25 protein-coding genes and 1 tRNA gene are annotated in these 23,516 nt (G+C 35.5%); 9 read left to right on the top strand and 17 right to left on the bottom strand.

The window, feature by feature from the left end:
- Position 1 precedes the first annotated feature (1 nt).
- The 14 genes from B3C16_RS09035 to B3C16_RS08970 all read right to left on the bottom strand — a co-directional run bounded on the left by B3C16_RS09035 (position 2) and on the right by B3C16_RS08970 (position 12,944).
- Complete coding sequence (locus B3C16_RS09035) at positions 2-3,472, bottom strand: gliding motility-associated C-terminal domain-containing protein (protein WP_291131043.1); 3,471 nt, start codon at positions 3,470-3,472, stop codon at positions 2-4.
- Positions 3,473-3,582: 110 nt separating this feature from the next.
- Positions 3,583-4,644 carry a mannose-1-phosphate guanylyltransferase gene (locus B3C16_RS09030; protein ID WP_121312812.1) on the bottom strand — a complete coding sequence of 354 codons (1,062 nt, stop codon included), beginning with the start codon at positions 4,642-4,644 and terminating at the stop codon, positions 3,583-3,585.
- Between the two features lie 56 nt (positions 4,645-4,700).
- A complete protein-coding gene (locus B3C16_RS09025; protein WP_291131041.1) occupies positions 4,701-5,303 on the bottom strand; it encodes a SprT-like domain-containing protein in 603 nt (200 codons plus the stop codon).
- A gap of 18 nt (positions 5,304-5,321) precedes the next feature.
- Positions 5,322-5,681 carry a four helix bundle protein gene (locus B3C16_RS09020; RefSeq protein ID WP_291131039.1) on the bottom strand — a complete coding sequence of 120 codons (360 nt, stop codon included), beginning with the start codon at positions 5,679-5,681 and terminating at the stop codon, positions 5,322-5,324.
- A 27-nt stretch (positions 5,682-5,708) separates the two neighbouring features.
- On the bottom strand, positions 5,709-6,386 hold the full coding sequence (locus tag B3C16_RS09015) for an SDR family NAD(P)-dependent oxidoreductase (RefSeq protein WP_121314999.1): 678 nt from the start codon (positions 6,384-6,386) through the stop codon (positions 5,709-5,711).
- 49 nt (positions 6,387-6,435) lie between these two features.
- Complete coding sequence (locus B3C16_RS09010; RefSeq protein WP_291131037.1) at positions 6,436-7,059, bottom strand: hypothetical protein; 624 nt, start codon at positions 7,057-7,059, stop codon at positions 6,436-6,438.
- A gap of 101 nt (positions 7,060-7,160) precedes the next feature.
- A complete protein-coding gene (locus B3C16_RS09005; protein ID WP_291131036.1) occupies positions 7,161-8,195 on the bottom strand; it encodes a D-alanine--D-alanine ligase in 1,035 nt (344 codons plus the stop codon).
- A 36-nt stretch (positions 8,196-8,231) separates the two neighbouring features.
- Positions 8,232-8,942: an NRDE family protein gene (locus tag B3C16_RS09000; protein ID WP_291131034.1), complete on the bottom strand. Its 711-nt coding sequence runs from the start codon at positions 8,940-8,942 to the stop codon at positions 8,232-8,234.
- Positions 8,930-9,463: a DinB family protein gene (locus B3C16_RS08995; RefSeq protein WP_349680456.1), complete on the bottom strand. Its 534-nt coding sequence runs from the start codon at positions 9,461-9,463 to the stop codon at positions 8,930-8,932. Before B3C16_RS08995 ends, B3C16_RS09000 begins: the two co-directional genes overlap by 13 nt.
- A gap of 8 nt (positions 9,464-9,471) precedes the next feature.
- Positions 9,472-9,861 (bottom strand): DoxX family protein, encoded by a 390-nt coding sequence (locus B3C16_RS08990; RefSeq protein WP_121312806.1) that lies wholly within the window; start codon positions 9,859-9,861, stop codon positions 9,472-9,474.
- 80 nt (positions 9,862-9,941) lie between these two features.
- Positions 9,942-10,400 (bottom strand): YHS domain-containing (seleno)protein, encoded by a 459-nt coding sequence (locus tag B3C16_RS08985; protein ID WP_291131031.1) that lies wholly within the window; start codon positions 10,398-10,400, stop codon positions 9,942-9,944.
- A gap of 100 nt (positions 10,401-10,500) precedes the next feature.
- Positions 10,501-11,031: a GNAT family N-acetyltransferase gene (locus B3C16_RS08980; RefSeq protein ID WP_121312805.1), complete on the bottom strand. Its 531-nt coding sequence runs from the start codon at positions 11,029-11,031 to the stop codon at positions 10,501-10,503.
- A 9-nt stretch (positions 11,032-11,040) separates the two neighbouring features.
- The gene (locus B3C16_RS08975; protein ID WP_121312804.1) at positions 11,041-11,721 is read right to left on the bottom strand and encodes a Crp/Fnr family transcriptional regulator; all 681 of its coding nucleotides are present in this window, start codon (positions 11,719-11,721) and stop codon (positions 11,041-11,043) included.
- A gap of 83 nt (positions 11,722-11,804) precedes the next feature.
- A complete protein-coding gene (locus tag B3C16_RS08970; protein WP_121312803.1) occupies positions 11,805-12,944 on the bottom strand; it encodes an acyl-CoA dehydrogenase family protein in 1,140 nt (379 codons plus the stop codon).
- A 95-nt stretch (positions 12,945-13,039) separates the two neighbouring features.
- Between B3C16_RS08970 and B3C16_RS08965 the strand changes: the two genes are divergently transcribed.
- The 8 genes from B3C16_RS08965 to B3C16_RS08930 all read left to right on the top strand — a co-directional run bounded on the left by B3C16_RS08965 (position 13,040) and on the right by B3C16_RS08930 (position 20,220).
- Complete coding sequence (locus B3C16_RS08965) at positions 13,040-14,104, top strand: anhydro-N-acetylmuramic acid kinase (RefSeq protein ID WP_291131027.1); 1,065 nt, start codon at positions 13,040-13,042, stop codon at positions 14,102-14,104.
- A gap of 145 nt (positions 14,105-14,249) precedes the next feature.
- Positions 14,250-15,383, top strand: a complete 1,134-nt coding sequence (locus B3C16_RS08960; protein WP_291131025.1) for a T9SS type A sorting domain-containing protein — start codon at positions 14,250-14,252, stop codon at positions 15,381-15,383.
- A 191-nt stretch (positions 15,384-15,574) separates the two neighbouring features.
- Positions 15,575-16,801, top strand: coding sequence for a Glu/Leu/Phe/Val dehydrogenase dimerization domain-containing protein (locus tag B3C16_RS08955; RefSeq protein ID WP_121312800.1), 1,227 nt, complete (start codon positions 15,575-15,577; stop codon positions 16,799-16,801).
- A gap of 123 nt (positions 16,802-16,924) precedes the next feature.
- Positions 16,925-17,629, top strand: coding sequence for a MotA/TolQ/ExbB proton channel family protein (locus B3C16_RS08950; protein ID WP_121312799.1), 705 nt, complete (start codon positions 16,925-16,927; stop codon positions 17,627-17,629).
- Position 17,630: 1 nt separating this feature from the next.
- Positions 17,631-18,023: an ExbD/TolR family protein gene (locus B3C16_RS08945; protein WP_291131023.1), complete on the top strand. Its 393-nt coding sequence runs from the start codon at positions 17,631-17,633 to the stop codon at positions 18,021-18,023.
- 7 nt (positions 18,024-18,030) lie between these two features.
- Positions 18,031-18,816, top strand: coding sequence for an energy transducer TonB (locus tag B3C16_RS08940; protein ID WP_291131021.1), 786 nt, complete (start codon positions 18,031-18,033; stop codon positions 18,814-18,816).
- Between the two features lie 22 nt (positions 18,817-18,838).
- Positions 18,839-20,059: a bifunctional folylpolyglutamate synthase/dihydrofolate synthase gene (locus tag B3C16_RS08935; protein ID WP_291131019.1), complete on the top strand. Its 1,221-nt coding sequence runs from the start codon at positions 18,839-18,841 to the stop codon at positions 20,057-20,059.
- Positions 20,060-20,142: 83 nt separating this feature from the next.
- Positions 20,143-20,220: transfer RNA gene (locus tag B3C16_RS08930), tRNA-Val, on the top strand.
- Here the strand turns inward: B3C16_RS08930 and B3C16_RS16505 are convergent.
- The 3 genes from B3C16_RS16505 to B3C16_RS08920 all read right to left on the bottom strand — a co-directional run bounded on the left by B3C16_RS16505 (position 20,177) and on the right by B3C16_RS08920 (position 22,917).
- The gene (locus B3C16_RS16505; protein ID WP_414655263.1) at positions 20,177-21,661 is read right to left on the bottom strand and encodes a recombinase family protein; all 1,485 of its coding nucleotides are present in this window, start codon (positions 21,659-21,661) and stop codon (positions 20,177-20,179) included. The genes B3C16_RS08930 and B3C16_RS16505 overlap by 44 nt on opposite strands.
- Before the next feature lie 10 nt (positions 21,662-21,671).
- On the bottom strand, positions 21,672-21,869 hold the full coding sequence (locus B3C16_RS08925) for a hypothetical protein (protein ID WP_291131017.1): 198 nt from the start codon (positions 21,867-21,869) through the stop codon (positions 21,672-21,674).
- A 91-nt stretch (positions 21,870-21,960) separates the two neighbouring features.
- On the bottom strand, positions 21,961-22,917 hold the full coding sequence (locus tag B3C16_RS08920; protein WP_291131015.1) for an AbrB/MazE/SpoVT family DNA-binding domain-containing protein: 957 nt from the start codon (positions 22,915-22,917) through the stop codon (positions 21,961-21,963).
- A 177-nt stretch (positions 22,918-23,094) separates the two neighbouring features.
- On the opposite strand from B3C16_RS08920, the gene B3C16_RS08915 reads away from it, so the two are divergent.
- Complete coding sequence (locus B3C16_RS08915) at positions 23,095-23,514, top strand: hypothetical protein (RefSeq protein WP_291131013.1); 420 nt, start codon at positions 23,095-23,097, stop codon at positions 23,512-23,514.
- Positions 23,515-23,516 lie beyond the last annotated feature (2 nt).

Genomic DNA, 23,516 nt, shown 5'->3' with positions numbered 1-23,516 from the left:
TTTATTGATTATTACTCACAAAAACCCAACCTACTTTATTTTCTCCCGTTCTTAAGCTAAGGATGTAATAATACGTTGAATCGGGCAATCTTTCTCCCTTCATATTTTGACCGTGCCATTCATCAATATAATTGTTTTTCTCGTATACTTTTCTGCCCCAGCGATTGTAAATTTCAATTCTGTCTACTTCAAAACCGGCTAAATTAAAGCTGTCATTGGTAAAATCGTCATTCGGTGTAATCACATTTGGAATAAAGCAAATGGTCCTGATGACATCAATCGATTGAGCCACCGAACAACCATTTCCATCCGTTACCGTCAAATTATAAAGTCCGATTTCGCCACGAGTAATCACAATCGGATTTTGTGCTGCCATAAAATTATTTGGTCCTGTCCAAGTATAATTGGCCGTTAGAGGATCAAATGAATTATTAATTGGCAAAGCCGTTACAACATATTCGTTTTCGATGCAATTTTGACTCAATTCGAATTCGGGCAAAGCATTTACCAAAACAGGCACGCTTGAACTTTCAGACGAGCAGCTATTTTGAGCAGCAGAAACCGTGTAAATTCCATTGTTACTTGGAGATATCGTATTAATTATAGGGTTTTGTGTTGTAGAAGTAAATCCGTTTGGACCGGTCCATTGGTAAGTCGCATTTGGAACATTGGTCGCATACAATTGAAGATTTCCGCCTTCGCAAATGATACTATCGGCACTGGCTGTTGGAACTTGCGGAATTTCATTAATCGTAATATTGATAAAAGCTTCTTCAAAGGCATTACAACTGCCGTCAACATGATATCTGAATTCGTAACTACCAAAAGCAACATTGCTTGAATCCCAAATATTATTATTGAGTGTTCCGCTTGAGGTCGCTTCGTCCCAAATTCCATCGGCATCATAATTCCCTTGTAAAAGGGCAAATAAATCGATGTTCCCTTGACGACCACAATAGGAAAATGAACCACCTTGACCTGCATTTGGTGGGACATTAGTAATCGATATTGTATAACTTAACACCTGATTTAAACAAGAACTTTGGTTATTGGTGTAAGTTATCCTAACATGATAAGTTCCGTTATGAGCAACCGAATTAAAGGGCGTAAAACTCAGCGTACTTAAAGTACTCAATATATTTGTGGTATTATTGTCTTTCCACCATTCATATTGAAAAAAAGAAAAATTGGGTGCCGACAAAGTCAGGTTCTCTCCGTCACAATTGATTTCGTTAGCTGAAATGGCCAGTGGATTTGGACTCAAAATCTCAAATGCACTATTTAAGAAATTCCCACAGGCATCTTCCACTTGAAAATTGTAAGTCGCCGGTTGCAAGCCTGTAAAAATATTTGAGTTACCATTCTCTATAACAAATGGTTGTCCGTTTCTGGTGGTTATTCTATATTGTAATGGATCGAAACCTTCTGCCAATACAATAACTTCAAAAGTACCACCACAAGAAACAGCATAAACATCGTTAATTTGAGGCAAACCATTGTAATCAAATTCATAAAGGGTTTTAAAACAATAGACAATATCCGGATTATTCATTTCAAAACTTTGGAACACTTTTAAAATTCTAAAATGTCCTTGATAAGCTAAATTATAATTGATACTGTTGTTGGTTAGTAAAACAGAATCGCCATTACCGGGATAAGTTCCATTGGTATAAACCACACCTGTCAAAGGATGACCCCAATCATTGGTCAACGTATTTAACTTTTGCAACCAATAGGAAGTTGATACATCAGTATTAGTCGTATTGTTTAAATTAAGATTAAACGAACCACAATTTGGAGTAACCGCAACATTGGTACTGTCTTGATGTCCCAAAATCGTTATGTTGGTTGTATAGGGAATATTGCACAAATTTACCGATTGAATCACATAATTTCCTGCTGGCAACATGTCTAAAGTAAGCGTTGTCCCATTGGAAACCAAATTACCCATCAGATTTAAAGGCAAAGTTGCTCCATAAGCTGCCGGTGCGGAAGTCATTGATATGGAATTGAATTGTCCGGTTATTCTAATCGTACCAAAACCATCTTGACATCCTTCGGCAACGGTTAAAACCGGATTTTCTGATACAGGCGCTATGACTACTACCACAGTATCCGGCTGATTACACAAATCCAACACGTCAAAAACATAAGTTCCAACCGGTATATTCTCGAAAGTGACGTAATTTGCGTCATTAATTAAAGCGGTATAATCATGCGGCAGAGGAACATTGTAAGTTGAAGGAGCAGAAATCAATACCAATTGTTGGATACCGCTAATGATTACCGATCCGGTAAGACAATTTACATTGTACAAAAAAGTAAAGGGTGGCGCTACTTCTGTAATAACGACCTCGATAGTAAACACCTCTGGATTTCCACAAATATCAACCGTATTAAAAACATAAGTTCCTGCTATTAAACCACCAATAGTTACGGCACTGTTAACGATAGAGGAAGTATAACTCTGCGGCAATGATGTCGAAAACCCTGAAGGTGCTGAAACCAAAACCACGTCAGTTACTCTGAAAAAAGTGATTTGTTGGTGCGTACAATCTTCAGGTAAAACTTGGTAGCTGGCTTCAACCGATAAATTATCTATTTGACCGTTTAAAGTGTAAACAGTTCCGCAACCATCTGTTATCGTGAATGTATAACTGTAATTTTGATTGGCAAACAGAGGAACAATTTGGGAAAACTCTATACCATTGGCTATATTTTGAGTATAGGTTAGGGATGGCCCTGAAGGTGGAAAAAGCGTGGTCACTATTTGCAAAGGAAATTTCACAATTCCTTGAGGATAAGGCATAACGGATTGAAAAGCGGCGCCAATTTCCACTGTTGTACAAGTGGCTAAATTAGGTTGAAATAATTCAAACGCTATTTCCGTATCCGAACTTTGCAAATTATAGGTTTGCACAACACCTTCGCCACAATTATCAAAAACCCTAATCAAATACTCGCCTGCTGTCAATCCGTTAAAAACATTAGACGTTTGCAAAGGTCTAATCATTGGACCGGAAAAAAGTTCATAAATCAATCCGTTGGTCGCCACTGTACCTGATAAAACATTTACGGTAATTCTTCCATCATTCCCACAGGTTTCGTTTATACTACTAACTTGATAAGTCAATGGAACTACTAAATCCTCTATATCAACATCTTGTTGCTGCATTCCACTGTTACCTGCTAAAGATTGTGTAGCAATAACCCTGTAACTTCCGGCAATTAATCCGGTTAAAGTATTTGTCGACTGCACAGATATTGGAGTCGAAATATCCGGCAAACGATAAATTGTATATAAAATGGTTGACCCAACTGTTGTGTTAGAAACATTGAAAGTCAGCTTTCCATTGGCCGTACAAGTTTCATTGGTTCCGGCAACCGTTAGGGTAAAATTTGACAATTGACTGAAAGACAATTGTGTTATAAGCAAAAAGACAAAAGAGAACTTCAATTTAAAACCATTCATTTCAGGCGATTTTTTCTGATAAAACTAAATGGAAAGATACAACAAATATTTAATGGTTGCGGAAATTCTTAGTATTTGAAGCCAAGAAATGAGTAAATGATGTTTTTTATTTATAATTCGTTTGCTCTAGCGGTAATTTTCTTGATATCTTGCTCCTTACTTTTGGGGTAAATCATCAATACGTTTTCATTATCCACAATGATATAATCATCTAAACCATCAATAACCACAAGCTTTTTAGCGTCAGAACGAATGATATTATTAGAAGCATTTTCCAAAATTACTGTCGCATTTACGACTGCATTATTCTGCTCATCCTTATCAAGTTTTTCATGTAGTGAACCCCATGTTCCCAAGTCGTTCCAATCAAAGGTTGCGGGCAAAACATAGACGTTTTCAGCCTTTTCCATTATAGCATAATCGATTGATATATTTTCGGCTTTACTGTAATTGTCTATGATAAATTGCTTTTCATTCGACGTATTATAATTATCAGCACCTTGTTGGAACAAAGCATTCATTTGGGGTTGGAATTTTTCAAAAGCTTGTGTAATCGATTTTGCACTCCAAATAAAAATTCCGCCGTTCCAAAGAAAATTTCCGGCTTCTAAAAATAATTTGGCTGTTTCGTAATCTGGTTTTTCTCTGAACTGATTCACTTTTTTTATCGGATTATTATCTGATTTATCAAATTCGATATAACCAAAACCGGTGTTTGGAAAAGTCGGTTGAATTCCTAAGGTCATCAAAGCATTTTCCTTTTGACAAAAATCAAAACATTGTTGCAAATTGTTCGCAAACTCGGCTTCATCTTCTATCCAATGATCGCTTGGCGCGACAACCATAACGGCATCGGGATTCATTTTCTGAATTTTTAGCGAAGCATATAAAATACAAGGCGCCGTATTACGCATTGCTGGTTCTAACAAAACTTGCTCTGGTTTTACCATAGGCAATTGTTCCAAAACCAAACCGTTGTACCGCTCGTTAGTTAGTATCAAAATGTTCTCTGTCGGAATCAACTTGGCCAAACGACTAAAAGTCTTTTGAATCAAGGTATCACCCGAACCTAACATGTCGTGAAACTGCTTTGGAAAATCAGTGGTGCTGACCGGCCAAAATCTTGACCCGACACCGCCGGCCATTAATATTGCGTAATAATTGTTGTTCATTTTTCTAAAAGTAACTAAGTTGCTAAGGTACTAAGTTGCTGAGTTTTTTTATCCTATTATCCCGGAATTATTTCTACCTCAGCGTTGGCGTTGAACAAATACAATCTCCCGGTTTTGACTTCGAGACATTCGTAGCGCTTTACACGCAAGCCTTTCTTCTGAAAGATTCTTCCGTTTTTGATTCTAAATAAACTACCGCTTGGCACTTCGTGTACAAAATGAATATCGGATTTTCTCTCGTCAAATTGTTTTAGAGCGAAAGCCAACTTTGCATCGGTATCACTACTCGCGGTTGGATTTCGGAAATGATTCGCCACCAAAGGCAACACCGAATGCGGAAAAATCTCCGGCCGTATAAACGGCACCATTAATCTTTGAAACGTATGCTTCCATTCGTTCCCATGTGGTTTGATTAATCGTCCGAATTTTTCATAAGCCACCAAATGCGCAATTTCATGCACCAACGTAATCAGAAAACGATACTTATTCAAATTGGCATTAACCGTAATTTCATGCTTTCCTCCTACTGCGCGTCGATAATCGCCATGACGGGTTTGCCGTTCGTTGACAATTTTCAAATGCACATTGTTGCTTTTGATTAGCTCAAAGCAAGAAAGAACAGCGTGTTCGGGAAGGTATTTTTGAAGGACTTCGCTCAAGGAGTTATGAGTTATAAATTATGAGTTATGAGTTGCTTTTTGATGTGATAATGTGCTTCTTATGATTTTTAAAACTTCTTCGCATTTGGGATAAATACTTTTAAATTCTTCTACTGAAATATAATCTGTCTCTTTTAAAAGTTCTAACCAATACATTGTTTCGTCGCATTCTTTTTGAGAAACGGCTAATTTATGAATGAAATCTGCTTTGCTTTGAGCATTTACTGCTTCTCTAACATTGGCACCAACTGAATTAATGGAACGAAGAAACTGTTTACTCATAACAAACTCTTTCTTATCAGAAACTAAACTCTTGTAGAATCTAATTCCTAGAACGGCTAATTCAAAACTCTTTGCTTTAATAATGCTTTCACTCATAACTTATAACTCATAATTCATAACTATTTAAGGCGTTGATGATGAAACTTGAATCACTTTTCCGTTATGATACTTATTTCCGGTTAGCGCGAAATTGAAAATGTAGTCGGCCATTTCTTTGGCTGAAGTTGGCGCTTCGTAACCCGGAAAAGCTTCTTGTAACATTTCGGTATTCACCGCTCCGAGTGCCAAAACATTGAAAGCGATGCCTTGTTCTTTGTACTCTTCGGCCAATAACTCTGACAGCGTAATTACAGCACCTTTACTTGAACTATAAGCCGCTAATCCCGGGAATTTCATACTGCCTTGGATGCCACCCATCGAACTGATGGAAACTACATGACTTCCTTTTTCCAAATACGGCAAACAAACACGAGTCAAATTGGCCACACCAAAAACATTGACGCTGTAAACATTTTCAAAATCGGCTTGCGTAAGTTGGGCAAAAGGTTTGTTGACTAAACATCCGGCGTTGTGAATGATGATATCGACTTGTTTCCAAGCAGTAGCTAGAAATTTTTCGACTTCAACCAATTCTTCTTCGTTGCCTAAATCAACTGACAGACAAGTGATGTTCTCGTTTTCGATTAAAGCTTGTGGTGTTTTTCTGGAAATGGCTAAGACTTGATGTCCGGCTTGGGCAAATTGTAAAGCCAATTCGTAACCAATGCCACGCGAAGTTCCTGTAATGATGATATTCTTCATGTGTTTCTTTCTTGTCGTAAATATACTAAAAGTAAGGATTTGAAAACCATCAGAAATATTTCTTCCAAAATTTATATCCTTGCAAAATTCCAAATCCCACAAACACCAACGGAATGATAATCTGCATTAAATATTTTGCCAAAAAATCAACATTAGAAGCAAAGTAATGCAGTGCCAAAATCAACGTCAGCATGCCGCAAAATGTTCCGAGAATCGTTCCCACAACAAAGACATATTTTCTAGTTCCTGAAATTTCAATGTAATTTCCGTTTAAAAGCCAAAGATTCCAACCGGTCCAAAACGGAATTTGAATAAAGTTTAAACTACTCAATACTATGCCCAAAAAGAATGGCGCATAATTAAAAGTGGTTGAAAAATCACTTTTAGCATTGGCACTAGAATAAAAAACATACGCTAGTAGCAACATAAATACAATCGAAAAACCTTCAATATACTTGGTTAGTTTTTTATTAGCCGCTAAGCTGTTGGCGAAAATTAAAGTGAAATAAATCACGAAGAACTCAATAATAATTACGCCCAATAAGTACAAAATCGTTGGCGACAAACCTAATCTTTCATAAACCTGAAAACCGACAACGTTCAAGTATCCCAAAGGAATCGACCCGATGAAACTCACCAGAAAACCAACGAATATGTTTTTTAGGTTTTGCATGTTGTATAGTTTGTCATTTCGTCTCGTCTTTTGGGACGAGAGAAAAATCGCATCAGATTATGAGATTCCTCGTGCCTCGGAATGACAAAGTAATTATTATTTTAAAAATTCACAATTTTATTACTTTGTTCCAAATGCAAATTGTATTGTTCCATTCCGATTTTGTGTGGCAAATAATCGTAACCGCGTTTGTGATTGGCGACACTGATTTCGAACATATAGGTAATGTGTCGCGCCAATTCTTTCCAAGCAAAAAACAGCGAATGTTTCGGGTCGTAAATGTGTGTTGGTTCGCTTGCCGCGCCATTTAATTCAACTATGGAGAAGTTTTTTCCTTGTTCTAATTCGGCCCAAGTATTGTACATTAAATCCATTCGCCCAAAATAAAACTCCTCAATTTGCAGACACATATCGTCAATCACTTTAGTCAATTCCGGAGAAATTAAATGGCTGTAATCTAAGAATTTAGCGCCGCGAGCATGATTACCATACGGAACCAGATTTCTTTTTTCACCTTTTGCCAAAATGTCTTTGAGTTGGCTACCATATTCTTTTTGTAATGCTTTCAACTGAAATTCATATCGCGGATTGGCTTTCAATAGTTCTTCAATTGTTGAACAACCATCGCCTTCAACGATTAGGAATTCTTTGGCGACAATTCCGGTAATTCTACCTTTTTTTTCATGAGGATAACGGACATAAAAAATCCCGACTTCATTGGGAAACGGAATCAAATCTTGTACTAAATAATCAAAATTGGCTTTGCTGTGGTAATTTTTTAAATCGTCAAGCGTATTGATTTTTTTCACTGCCGAACCACGCAAACCGATATCAGGTTTGGCTATAAAAGGAAACTTGATTTTGGAATTAGTCAAAATATTTTCAACTTCCTCAAAAGGCAATTGTTCTTTGACAAAATCGGTTTTCGGGTAAAACTGTTTCGGAATCAAATCATAGATTTCAATCTTACTGTCCATGATAAATCCGCCGTTTCGCATCGTTGGGTTACAAGTATTGAAAAAGAAAATCGTTCGTGCTTTCAAAGCATAATAAGCCCAAAGGAAATAAATCGGGATATAAACTATTTGGAATGGCCAATATTCCCAATGGAATAGTTTGTGGAAAAATAATCTCAAATTAATTATGAATTACGAATTGTAAATTATGAATTCTTACAAGGATAGAAATACGTTAGAAAAATCGCGTTCAGTAATCAAATCATTGTAATGAATACTGACTTTGTTTTTTTCGATAATGGTTTGGGTGATGCTTAGTGTTTTTAAAATATCATTTCGGTTGATGACTAAACCGTGTTCGTTGTTGTCTTTCTCGGTATAACGGTGAAAATTAAACAATTCTTCTTCGTTGACTTCGGGTTGGGTATCTAGAAAAGTAGAAAACCAATTCGCTCTTTTTTCTCGAATTGCTGCCGAATATAAAGTGGAAGATGACCAAATGTGACTTTGATTCGTTTCCAAGGCTAAAGTGCTTTTCTCCAACTCATTCCAACGCAATTGATAGAGATTTTGGTTTTCGAATAACACTAAAGTAAACGGTTCTATATGGTCTAAATCGATAGCTTTCCAAGCTTCCAAAGGCGATTCGCTGCCGATTAAATCGAGTACGATTAAACCGCGACTTTTTCGATAACTGTCTTTTAAAACATGCTTTTCTTCAGCACCATTTAATAAAACCAAAACATTGGAATGCTCGTCAATGGCATACCAAGTGCCACCGGCTTTGTTGTCTTTGGGAAAAATGACTTTTTTATCGTTTAGGAGATACGTTTTGGGTTCAATGGCATTCGGGCGAATTATTTTCTCATCACGATTAGATGTAATGATGATTTTACCATTGGCATTGACAAAACTTACTGTGCACATTGTTTTCGGTATTCGATAGTTGAGCGTGCTACGCCAAAATCAGCATCAATTTCAATGGTTTTAGATTGAATAATCGCGACTTTGATTAACGCTTGATGGTGAATGCAATGTTCTAAATTGTACAATAACTCGCGTTGGTAATTACTGTCAATCAGCAATTCTTCCCCATCGACGATTTGTTGCAATTGCAAGTTTTTATTGGGTTTATCGACTTGTTTCAAAATGATATCGATGCATTCTTTGGCGAAAGCCGTATTGGTTTGAATCAGGTAATCTCGCTTTCGGTTATCATAATTGACCACGCCATTTTCATATTGGTTTTCGAGACACTGAAACATTTCAATAATGTGACGTGTGTGTTCACCAATAGTGGCATTGCTCAAGTCATAACAAGGACAACAATAATCGTCGTCTGAAAGTTGCGAGACCAAGCCTGACAATTCATTGAGAGTTTTGTAGATGGCCGGAATAAGCATATTTAGTTCTTGTTTGTTTACTGTATAATTACGATTTTGATCCAAAAATAGTTTTACAATTTAAATCGTAATAAATCCGGAATTTTATTTCGTTCCGCATACACCAAAAGCAAACAGCTTATTAAAGTGACGACAGCCAAAATAAATAACGTTCCACCATCATTTTGCACTTCTATTCCTAAGACAAATATATGAGAAAAAATCGCTCCTAACATCGTACCCAATGCTAAAAATGCGCCAAGTAATGTTGTTTTCGGAATTAAAATCAAAACTGCGGCAATCAATTCGACCACACCGGAACCAATTCGGCCGAATGGTTCTATGCCTAAAGTTTGAAAAATATACACACTTTCTTCGGCTGCGGTGAATTTAAAGTATAACGTTTGTACAAGAATTATCACGGCGACGAGCTTGACAACCCAGAATATAATTGGGTTTTTCATTTTTTGGATTATTAGATTGTTAGATTATTAGACTACTTAGAAGGGTATTACTGAACACTATCCCGATAGCTATCGTGAGATTACTGAACACTAATCTTCTTCCAATTAGCATCGGCTTTTTTCTTCAAATTGGTTTCGTCTTTATTCCAACTTTTGAGCGTATTATTGAAATAAGCATTGTAAAACAAATACAATTTCCCATCCAAAACTTTAAATGTTTCCGGATTAATCTCCACTTTTTCGCCATAATCACCCATCGCAAAAGCACACCAACCGCCATATTGCGGTTCGTAACCCGAAGGATTTTTAACAAAAGCTTCTTTATGGGCTTGAGAAGAAAAATAATAAATCACACCTTCATAAGTTGAGGCAAGAGATGATTTTCCTTTGATTGCTTTTTTCTGTGTAAAATAAGCTACCGGATCATAACCCTGAATGGCAACTTTTTTTTCTAAATTGAAATGGGTTGCTCTTGAGTTTTGAGCCAAACCGGTTACTGAAATAAAAGCAAACAGTAAAAATAAAATGGATTTGTTCATGAGTTTAATTTTTAAATTATCTAATTTGATAACGCAAAAGTAAAGCGTCATGAAAAGCGGTTTTGTCGGTTAGTTTACAGTTGGAGTAAAATCGTTGTTTTTACGCTTTAATTTTACCGTAATAAATCAAATCCACGACTTCACCTTTTGTAGTTTTATAATCTTTTCGAATTTTTCCTTCTACCTGAAATCCACTTCTGTCAGCAAGTTTCTGAGCAAACAAATTACTTTCGTGTGTTCTTAAAAACAGTTTTGCAAACCCAAAATGGTCAAAACAATGGTCTACAACTAATGAAAAAGCTTTTGTAGTGATGCCTTTTCCGGCATAATCTTTATCGATGTAACAGCCTAATTCTGCTTTCGGAATATTCCAGTCAATGTTTTTGACATCAATAAAACCAACCAATTCTTTGGTTTCAAGATTCTCGATTACAAATGGATAATATAATTTATCGTCGCGCTTCTGAAGTAATTCCTTTAAAAATTGCGTTGTTTCTTCAAAGGTTTTTGTTCTGGAGACAGTTCCTGTAAAAAAGTCTTCCAATCGTTTTCTGTTATTTTCTACAAGCGAAAAGTATTTTTCCAAATCGGAGATTTCTAATAATCGGACACTAAAGTGATCAAAAGTCATGCGTTTTATTTAGGTTAACTTCGAAATATCTTCAATAATAATTTCCTTTCGACCATAATGCATTAAACCATTTTCTTCTAATTCGTTTAATAAAACAGTTGCCGTTTGGCGTGAAGTACAGATGATTTGAGCGATGTCATTTTGCGTAAGGTAATTTTGAATCGTGATTCTATTGCCATCTTTTTTACCATCGCGTTCTGCCCAATCTTTGATAAAAGTGAGCAATCTGGTTTTGGCGTCTTTGGAAACCAAATTGGCGTAGTTGTTTTTGATGCGTTTTAATTTTAGTCCGACAAACTTGGTGTAAGACAGTGCCAAACTTGGATTGCGCAACAACAAATCTTCAAAATCAGATAGTAGAAAACTACAAATGATGATATCGTCCGTTAAGGCTTTAGCATATTCGTTGGAGTTTCTGTCGCTATCGAGTTCGAGTTCGCCAAATAAATCGCCTTTCTCGATAATATCTTTAATAGTTTCGTTACCGTCTTCATCGACAGAGACAATTTTGATATTGCCTTTTTTAAGCAAAAAAACCCTAGGCAAATCCGAAGAAGAAAAGTAAATGATATCGCCTTTTTTGGCTTTTTTAAAACCGGTTATAATGCACAACTGCTTGATTTGTGACATGCTTAGTGTCCAAAACAATTTATGATCGCGGAGATACCAATATTTTAACTCTTCATACATAGCGTAAATGTATAAATTTATTCTAATAAAAAACCCTTCCAATATTTACACTGAAAGGGTTTTTCTATTTGTTAGCTGTTTGATTAAGAAACCAAACCTCTCGAAATTACAATTCTTTGAATCTCAGAAGTTCCTTCATAAATCTGAGTGATTTTAGAATCTCTCATCATTCTTTCAACATGGTATTCGGCTACATAACCGTTTCCTCCGTGAATTTGAACCGCTTCATTGGCTACTTCCAACGCAATTTCAGAAGCGTATAATTTTGCCATGGCGCCTGAATGTGCAATGTCTTTTCCTTCATCTTTTTCGCAAGCCGCTTTCATGATTAATAATTTGGCTGCCGTGATTTTTACATACATATCCGCCAATTTGAATGCAATCGCTTGGTGTTTGAAGATTTCTTTACCAAAAGCTTTGCGCTCGTGTGAATATTTCAACGCTAATTCGTAAGCACCGGTTGCGATTCCCAAAGCTTGAGAAGCAATCCCGATTCTTCCGCCGTTTAATACATTCATAGCGAAGTTGAAACCGAAACCGTCTGCTCCGATTCTGTTTTCTTTTGGAACCTTTACATCTGTAAACATTAACGAATGTGTATCGCTTCCACGGATTCCCATTTTCTTTTCTTTTGGTCCGACTTCGAAACCTGCCCAACCCTTTTCAACGATAAAAGCATTGATGCCTTTGTGTCCTTTTTCGACATCGGTTTGTGCAATTACTAAATAAGTTGAAGCAGTTCCACCATTAGTGATCCAGTTTTTTGTACCGTTTAATAAGTAATAATCGCCCATATCTTTGGCGGTTGTCTTTTGCGAACTTGCATCACTTCCGGCTTCCGGCTCTGACAAACAGAATGCTCCGATTACTTCCCCTTTGGCCAAAGGCACTAAATATTTCATTTTTTGTTCTTCCGAACAGTATTTTTCCATTCCGGCACACACCAGTGAATTGTTGACCGACATGATTACTGCTGCAGAGGCATCCACTTTGGCAATTTCGGTCATCGCCAAAACATAAGAAACACTGTCTAATCCGGCGCCACCATATTTTGGGTCAACCATCATGCCTAAGAATCCTAAATCGGCCATCATTTTGACTTGCTCGGTTGGAAACTTAGAGTGTTCGTCTCTTTCTATTACGCCGGGTAATAATTCCGCCTGAGCAAAATCTCTTGCGGCTTGTTGAATCATTAACTGCTCTTCGGTTAAATTAAAATCCATAAATTGTAACGATTATGTTTGTTGTTTCTTTAATTTTGGTGTGCAAAAATAGGATTTAAAAGTTAAAATTTCAAACGTTTTCGTAAATTTAGCCAATGTTGAAAGAAAGTTATACCGTTATCGGCGTCATGTCGGGCACATCATTGGATGGCGTTGATTTGGCACACATTAATTTCACTGTATTAAAAGACAAATGGCAGTATAAAATCCTTGAAAGTGAGACCGTTTCGTATAACGACGATTGGTTAAACAAATTGAGAACGGCTGTTGATTTTTCGAAAGCTGAATTAAAGCAATTGAATCAAGACTACACGATTCTTTTGGGGAATATCATTAAGGATTTTATCAACAAACACAAAATCACCCATCTCGATGCGGTTTGCAGTCATGGACACACCGTTCTGCACCAACCACAAAACGGCTACACTTTACAAATTGGAAATCTAAAAGAAATGGCGAAAATCATAGGCAAAACGATCGTTTGTGACTTCCGGGTACAAGATGTTAAATTGGGTGGACAAGGCGCTCCACTAGTGCCTATTGGTGACCGAATTCTATTTTCTGAATATGATTATTGTTTGAATTTAGGAGGTTTTTCGAATGTGTCTTTTGAACAAGACGGAAAACGAATCGCTTTTGACATTTCGCCGGTGAATACAGTTTTGAATTTTTACGCTAATAAATTAGGTTTAGCTTATGACGACAAAGGCAATATTGCTCGAAGTGGAGAAACTGATATGACATTATTGGAAGAATTAGACAACTTATCTTATTACCAAAAACCGTATCCAAAATCTTTAGGTTTTGAATTTGTCAAATCGATTGTATTGCCATTAATGGAAAGTTACGACATTAGTCTTGAAGACAAAATGCACACTTTTATCAAACACATTGCCAAACAAACTGCTTTCGCTTTACCGGAAAGAAAAGGCAAAATGCTCGTTACCGGCGGTGGTGCTTACAATACTTTTCTGTTAGAAAGCATGCAAGATTATTTGCCTGAATTGTCACTCATCGTTCCAGATGCTAAAACTTTAGAGTATAAAGAAGCATTGATTTTTGGATTACTTGGCGTGTTGAAATTGCGCAAGGAGATTAATGTATTGAGTAGTGTTACCGGTGCGAAGAAGGATCATTCATCGGGCTCTATTTTCACTTGATAAAAAGCATTTATCGTTCTGCAAATCTTTAAAATAAGCAGATTTATTGCTTTTTTTATAGTTACAATAGAATTTTAAAAAATAAATATCACTCTCAGGGGTTGCCTTCCTCATGTCTTATGATTATATTTGTAAAAAAAAACGTATGACAGCAAAACTACTATTAGCATTTTTAAGTATCGGATTTTTCAACGCCTATGCACAACAGGAAGCGATTGATTATGTATCTAATTTAGCTGAACCATCAGCAATGGTTTCCCAAGGAACGACATTGTATGTACAGGGAATCGGAAATATATACAAAATAAATACGACAGTTCCTGACCCTACTCCAACGGTTATATACACCGCACCTACAGATTTTTACATGACCAATCTGACCATCAGCGGTACTACTATGTATATCTCGGAAGAAAATTATTCTGAATCTACAGATACTTTTTTGGGTTGCAGGATTATATCATTGGATTTAACTAATCTGACAGCTCCGGCAAATGTAATTTACACCACGATGCAGTATGTATCTTCTTTGACAGCTAATGGATCTTTTATTTATTTTTCAAGCGAAACTGATCCGGACGGTGAGGATAACTTTACGGTTCAAATTCATAGAATAAATACAGCTGTCGTTAACCCTACAGCCACAGTTTTAGTGAGTAATCTTAGTTCAAATTATGAGGCTAGAGATATGACTTTTTATAATAATAACTTGCTTATATCTGTAGGTGGCGAGGGCAAGGTTTTTGGATTTGATACTACAGTTGCTCCGATTGTGGTATCTGAATACTTTAGCGGGCTAAATTTTAATAAAGGAATTTTCGTAAATGGCTCAAGTATATTCGTTACTGAGGGAAATCTTGTAGGAACAAAAAACCTTAATACTGCAAATGCATTAACCTATGTAGCCAAAAATACTACTTACCAAGATATTAACGGAACCCCATTTAACGCTAATTTTAGAGATGTTGTTTTGATTGGAGATAAACTCTACATGACTTTGCTCAACCAAGGAAAAGTGGTTGTAATACAAGATGCTGATTTATCTACAACTGATTTTGACAACTTAAATACTATTTCTATTTATAATTCCAAAACAACCCTTACTGTAAGCGGATTAGAAAGTAGCCAAAACGCAACAATTTATAATATATCTGGTCAGAAAATAATTTCTGCTAAACTTTCGGAAGTCGAAAACAGTATTGATATTAATGTATTACGCAGCGGTATTTACATACTAAAAATAGACAGCCACAATAAAGCTTTTAAATTTGTCAAATAAACAGTTATAGCTCTCATTTTAAAAATCCATAAAAAAGGAATTTTCATTCAAGATGAAAATTCCTTTTTTTTGTGTAAAAGCTCACAATCTCAAAATTTCAATTTAGACGCGTAACTCTCAAATTATGACAAAAACATCTCTTTACACGAACCTATTTTTTATATTTGCACCACAAATAAACTAACAACACAATGAAGGAATTATTAAAAAAATTCGAAAACAAAGAACCCGAAATAGTATTCAACTGGAAAGACGCTGAGACAGAAGCCGAAGGATGGACTGTAATTAATTCACTTCGCGGTGGTGCAGCCGGTGGCGGAACCCGAATGAGAAAAGGATTAGACATGAATGAAGTATTGTCTTTGGCGAAGACTATGGAAGTAAAATTCTCTGTTTCCGGTCCGGCGATTGGTGGTGCGAAATCGGGAATCAACTTTGACCCAAATGACCCGCGTAAAAAAGGCGTGTTGCAACGTTGGTACAAAGCGGTTTCTCCTTTGCTAAAAAGTTATTACGGAACCGGTGGCGATTTGAATGTTGACGAAATCCACGAAGTAATTCCGTTTACGGAAGAATGTGGTGTTTGGCATCCGCAAGAAGGTGTTTTCAACGGCCATTTCAAACCAACAGAAGCTGATAAAATCAACAGAATCGGACAATTGCGTCACGGTGTAATTAAGGTAATCGAAAACCCGAAATTCTCTCCGGATGTACTGCGAAAATATACTGTAGCCGATATGATTACCGGTTTTGGTGTTGCTGAAGCGGTTCGTCATTACTATAACATTTACGGTGGCGATGTACAAGGTAAAAAAGCGATTGTGCAAGGTTTTGGAAATGTAGGTTCTGCTGCTGCTTTTTATTTGGCCGAAATGGGCGCCAAAGTAGTCGGAATCATCGACCGAGATGGTGGTGTGATTAACGAAGAAGGTTTCTCTTTTGAAGAAATCAAAATGTTGTTCTTGAATAAAGATGGTAATAAATTGGTAGCCCAAAATATGATTCCGTTTGCCGAAATCAATGAAAAAATTTGGACATTAGGTGCTGATATTTTTGCACCATGTGCGGCTTCAAGATTGGTAACCAAAGACCAAATCGATAACTTAATTGCTAACGGATTGGATGTGATTTCTTGTGGTGCGAATGTTCCGTTTGCCGATAAGGAAATATTTTTTGGCTCGATTATGGAAGAGACAGACAGCAAAGTAAGTTTGATTCCTGATTTTATTTCGAATTGTGGTATGGCGAGAGTTTTTGCCTATTTCATGGAGAAAAAAGTACAAATGACTGACGAAGCCATCTTCTACGACATTTCAGAAACGATTAAAAAAGCCTTGGATAAAGCCTACGCTTTGAATTCCGACAAGAAGAATATCAGTGCGACAGCTTTTGAAATTGCACTGAAACAATTGGTATAATATTTTGATGTTTTTTGCGTTATATACCTAAGAAGTTAAAGTAAAATTAAAATATTCTTTTACTTCAAAAGATTATAAATATATTTACATCAATCCAATAACTATTTAAAACCTATAAATCATATGAGTTTATTTCTTCAAGCCGACTCACTTTCAGTAGCCAAAGATGCTTTAGCAGAAGTAGCACCCGTTGAGAAAACCATTTCTATTTGGGAACTTTTAACCAGTGGCGGCTTAGCCGGGCAAATCATAATGATTGCCTTATTTGTCATGCTTTTCTTTGCGCTTTATTTGTATTTTGAAAGACTAATGGCCATTAATGCAGCTTCTAAAATAGACAACAATTTTATGATGCAAATTAAAGATCACATCTCTAACGGCAGAATCGATTCGGCCAAAATGTTATGTGCTTCCACCAATTCTCCAGTGTCCCGATTAATACAAAAGGGGATTTCAAGAATTGGCAATCGATTAGAAGACATTAACACCGCTATTGAAAACGCCGGAAAATTAGAAATTTACCGTTTGGAAAAAAACACGAGTATGCTTGCGACTATAGCCGGAGCCGGACCAATGACCGGATTCTTAGGAACAGTTGTCGGAATGATTATGGCTTTTCATAAAATGGCAAGTGGTGGTGGACAAATAGAAGTTGGTGCTTTGGCAGAAGGAATTTATACTGCCATGACTACTACTGTTGTTGGACTAATTGTTGGTTTGATTGCTTACATTGGCTATAACCACTTAGTGGTAAAAACAGACAAAGTTGTTCACTTGATGGAGTTGAACGGCGTTGAGTTTTTTGACTTACTAAACGAAAAGAAATAAGATGAATTTAAGAGGCAGAAATAGAGTTAGTCCTGAATTCAATATGTCGTCAATGACGGATATCGTATTCCTTTTATTGATTTTTTTCATGTTGACATCCACTATGGTTACCACTAATGCTTTGGACTTAGTTTTGCCTAAAGCAAAAGGGAAAACCGACAGTAATAAAAGCATCTCGATAAGCATTAACAAAGACTTACAGTTCTATATTGATAAAACACCAATAGAAGAAAGTTCCATTGAGGCACAATTATTGTCACTGACTGCTAAAGATAAAGACATGCCTATTATTCTTCGTGCAGAAGAAGGCGTACCTATTGAAAAAGCCGTTTATGTAATGGACATTGCCAATAGAAATCAGATGAAGATTGTATTGGCCGTAAGACCTAAATAACTAAACCATGAAGTTTTTAGAAACCAAAGAAGAGAAAAAATCATTTGGCATCACAACAGTAATTTTTGTGATACTGCTTCTGTTGTGTTTCTTTTTTGGATTAACTTATATGGATCCGCCGCCGGAGAATGGCATTGCCATCAACTTTGGGACTTCAGATGTTGGTCAAGGCGAAGTACAACCACTTGAACCCGTAAAATCTTCACCACAGCCGGAATATACTCCGCCACAAGAAGCGGTGGAAGATGAAGTAGCGACTCAAGACAATTCAGATGCTCCGGTTATCAAGAAAACGGATGCAAAAAAGCCCGTAAAAGAAGTTAAAGAAGTAGTTAAACCCAAACCAACTTTATCAAAAACTACAACCAGTGCTTTAGAGAGTTTGATTAACGGCCCTAAAACAACCGGTGCTGAAGCCAGTCATGGTAATGATAATTTACCTGGAGATAAAGGCGACCCAAACGGTGACCGTTATGCCAACAGTTTCTATGGCAACGGAAACGGAAATGGGTCCGGAAACGGAACCAGTTGGGGTTTAAAAGGAAGAAAATTAAGTTCTCCCGCTAAAGAAGTACAAGACTGTAATGAGTATGGAAAAGTGGTGGTTAAAATTTGGGTAAACCGTCAAGGAAATGTAATCAAAGCTGAGCGTTCTCAAGGCACAACCAATACTAATCCTTGTTTAGTGAACCCTGCTTTATCTGCGGCCCGAAAGTTCAAATGGCAATCCGATAGTAACGCTCCGGAAACACAAATTGGATTTATCGAAATCAATTTCAAATTAGGAGAATAGCGAAAGCTATTCTTTTTTTATTATGACTTATAAAGAGACACTTGATTGGATGTTTAATAAGTTACCGATGTACCAAACCCAAGGCGCAACGGCTTATCGAAAAGACATCACCAACACGGTTTTATTAGCCAATCATTTAGGCAATCCCGAAAAGCTTTTAAAATGCATACACGTAGCCGGAACCAATGGCAAAGGCTCAACATCTCACCTGCTCGCTTCCGTTCTTCAAGAAGCCGGATATAAAGTTGGGTTGTATACTTCACCACATCTAAAAGATTACCGTGAGCGAATTACCATTAATGGGCAACCAATAGCAGAAGAGTATGTTTGTGACTTTATCAACACAAATAAGTCATTTTTTGAAGCCAATGAATTGAGCTTTTTTGAAATGAGTGTTGGATTGGCTTTTGACTATTTTGCGGCAGCAAAAACAGACATTAACATTATTGAAGTGGGTATGGGCGGAAGACTGGATTCTACTAATATCATCACGCCGTTAGTTTCTGTGATTACCAACATAGGATTAGACCATACCCAGTTTTTAGGAGACACGCTCAAAGCGATTGCTTCTGAAAAAGCCGGCATTATCAAACCAAATATTCCTGTAGTTATTGGCGAATATGTAATCGAAACCAAACCGGTTTTTGAAGCCAAAGCAAATGAAACGCATTCTGAAATTTACTTTGCTTCCGATTTAGTTCAGGAAGATTATCCTTCGGCTTTGTTAGGCGATTATCAGTATCACAATAAAAAAACGGTTTTACAGACTTTAAAGGTATTGCAGGAGAAACAACTGCTTTCCGTATCCGAAGAAGCTATCAAAAAAGGTTTTTTGAATGTGATCAAAAACACCAATTTGCAAGGTCGTTGGCAACAATTGGGCGAAAATCCGAAGATCATTTGCGACACCGCACATAACGCTCATGGTTTGTCAATCGTTTTAAACCAATTGCAAAAGGAAAAATTTGACCAATTGCATATTGTTTTAGGCGTCGTGAATGATAAAAATTTGGAAGAAATATTACCATTGTTTCCAAAAAAAGCCAAATATTACTTTTGCAAACCCAATATTCCTCGCGGATTGGAAGCCGAAATTTTGGCAGCAAGAGCCAAAGATTTTGGACTTAAAGGTAAAATATGTTATTCTGTTTCAAATGCTTATGCGAACGCTACAAAAAAAGCAACCTCAAATGACTTTATTTATGTAGGCGGAAGCACGTTTGTCGTTGCAGAAATTTTGTAATTTTTTTTAAAAAAACCTTGCAGGAGTAAAAAAGTAGTGTATCTTTGCACTCGCAATAAGGAAGAAATGACTTAGCGCAAGACGGGCGATTAGCTCAGTTGGTTCAGAGCATCTCGTTTACACCGAGAGGGTCGGGGGTTCGAATCCCTCATCGCCCACCATCAAGGACAAATTCATTTTTTTGAATTTGTCCTTTTTTATTTTCCCTCTGTAATCCCCGTTAATGCTGGAAATTTTCAAAAGTAATGGATTGACATCTGCGGTTCGAACTCCATTTTTCTCAAATTGAAAATTATTTGGAAATATCGAACCAATTAAACTTCTTTTATCTTCAACATTTGCATTTTGATAATTCACATCAAGCTTTGAAAGGTTCTTAAATGCTTCTTTATATATATTGTAAATTTCTTTCTTGTCAACCGAGGTTTGCTCTGCTTCTTTCAACTCTCTGAGTGTTTCTTCAAATCTATTTTTAGATTGTTCATATGCTGATTTATCAATCTTATCATCAATATACATGTCTTGTATTTTGATTAGTTTAGCTTCAATCTCCTTTACTTTTTGATAATGTTTCGGACCAATAGCATTTGCTTGATTATCTTTTATTAATCTCTCCTTGATTACTTCTAAAAATAATTGCTGGATTGTATCATCAAGTTTTACACTTTTCAAAAAACTATCAAACCATGAATCAACCAAATCTAATTTATATCTGGTATTGCAAGGGCTAAAACAATGGTAATAAGTATAATATTTTGTCCTTCCTTTTGAACTACTTGCGGTTAATGGTTTATTACATTCCGGGCATATTAAAAAACCCTTCAAAGGAAAAATTTCATTGATTTTTTTATGCTTTGTTTTAAATTTATTGTTTTTGTTGTCTAAAACATCTTGAACCTTGAAAAAAAGTTCTTCTGAGACAATTGGTTGATGAATACCTTTTAAAATAATCTCTTTTTCGTTTTTATATCCTTTGATAAAAACACCACCATAGTACAAATGATTTCTGAGGACTTTAGCCAAACTTGTTTTTGCTATAACAAAACCAACTTCGCTTAACTTTCTAATTACTTCTCTTTGATTAAACAATCCCTTTGAAATCAATTCAAATGCTTGCTTAATATATTTTGCATCTTCATTGGAAATTAATAATGGCCTTTTAGAGGCATCAATTCCATTACTATAACCTCTTGGCGCATTTCCAACATATCGTCCCTCTTTTAATGCTCTACGCATTCCTGCAATCACATTTAATGATCTTCTATGATTTTCAACTTCCGGAATAGAAAAATAAACCGCAAGCATCAATCCTTGCTCCGGAATTGATAAATCTAATGGTTGCTCAATAGCATTAACTTGTATTGCCAACTGATTGAATACACCCAGCATTCTATATGATTCAGTAGTATTTCTTGAAAATCTATCCCATTTAATAAAAATCAATTGGTTAATATTTTTTTTATGCTTTTTACAATAAGACAAGAGTTTTTTAAATTCGGGCCTATTAAAAGTTTTAGCAGAATAATCCTCGCGGAAAACCTCCAATACATTCAAATCATTGGTTTTACAATAATTCAATAGCTTTTGCTCTTGATCTCGCATTGAGTAACCTCTACCCGCTTGTTCGTCCGTTGAAACTCTGACGTATAAAATCACATTTCTCATTAGAAATTTTTTTTTCTTTCAATTGAATATTTATTGCTATTGATGCTAATAGATTAACAAATTCTAAAATTTGTTGTACTTCTTCATCATTATATCTTTCATTGATTTCGCCATTTAAAATTTTCTTGGCTTTTTCTATTTTCATTTGACCTTATCAATCAAAAAAGAAGTGCGTTTTCACTTGTTCTTGACTTTAGGCTAATTAAGTGCCGTGGGTTTCACGGGACTATTATATTTTATAACTTTTCTCTATTGGTTTTATTAATGATAATATGTTTGTCATTACGTTGTATTAATTCAATTCTATCATATTCTTTCAATCCCATTAGTTTTCTTATTTCTTTTGCTTTTTCATTTTTATATTCCAATTGTGATTTACTTTCTAAGTGAATCAATCCATCAGTACCCTTTTTTATATTGATTTCTTTGTAATTATCATCACGCAATAACTCTAATACTTTTTTTTCTTTCTCATTAAAAAAATTATAGTTTATATTGTACTTTTCAAAAACCTCATCTTCAAACATTACTTCAATTAATGGCTTGATAGGAATATTGATAAAAAAATCATTAGAAAATCTAAATAAGATATCGTCAAAAACAACTTTAGAATCAAAGTTATCAAAAACTATTTCTTGCATAAAAACTCTGAATTTCAATTGATTATTTTCAGGCAAACGACATATCTGAATAGAAGGTGATTGTTTAAATATCAATACACTCGACATGATTGTACCTAACTGAGTATAAAAAGATTTATAATCGTCATCAATAGTTTTTAGATATTCTAAAATCATTTCTTTTGTAATGCACTCTGGATTGAAATTTTCTATTAATTCTTCAGGAAGTTGATTAATAAAAAAGAGCCTAAATTCATCAATATTTACTATTGACAATTCTTCTATGAGATTATCAATATCGAATAGAAAATCTTTCAATTGACGTATGGTTTTTAAATCAATATTAAATGCTCTTAATTCTTTTACAATTAACAACCAAAGAGCATCAAACATATTTAAATAAGCCCATTTTCTATTGGTCTTTCTTTTTTCATCTATTCCAATAGAATCATTAGTTGGTAAATCAATAATTCCTTCATTTTTCCAATTAAGAAAAACACGTGGTGGTATTTGCAATACTGAAACAGGAATTGTTCTATCAATCAATTTTGGAAAGTACTCAAGTAAAGTCATGAAAATTTATTTGTATCAAATGTAATATAATTTTTAATTATAAAAACATTATTACAAATATTTTTTCATCAATTATTGCTTTTAATTCCCTAAAGATGAATTTATTATATTTTATAAAATAATGATTACTTAATAAAGCAATCACTTTTATAATTATCTTTATTAAAATATTTGTTCATGGAAACATTTACTGCCTACACTGTTGAAGGAATCAATGAATTTACTTTTGACCCATTGGTTAAAAACAGTACAGTACATTTTTTACATTTTACACCTAAAAAAGAAAGTCCTGAAAAAGTCAGAATGGTTATTTCGATATATCAAAAAGACAATACTTTACTTGAAAAACATGTGTTTGATTTAGAAATTGATTACAAAAAAAAATGCTATGAAAATTCACATATTGGATTAAAACTAGATGGCTTACATCAAAAAATGATATTTGAAGCTTTCAATACTGAAAATGGACTTCCTTTAAATAAAATTTGTATTGGCGTTGCAGTTGCAAAAATTAAAGATGGTAATGATGACGATAATGGTGGTATTCATTTGAAACCGATAAGCCCCAATTCTTTGTTGACGGAATGCTATAATTAAAC

It is taken from the genome of Flavobacterium sp. UBA7682, assembly GCF_002482945.1.
GTDB lineage: Bacteria > Bacteroidota > Bacteroidia > Flavobacteriales > Flavobacteriaceae > Flavobacterium.
Note: the sequence above shows the minus strand (reverse complement) of the source record. Positions and strands in the feature narration are given on the sequence as shown.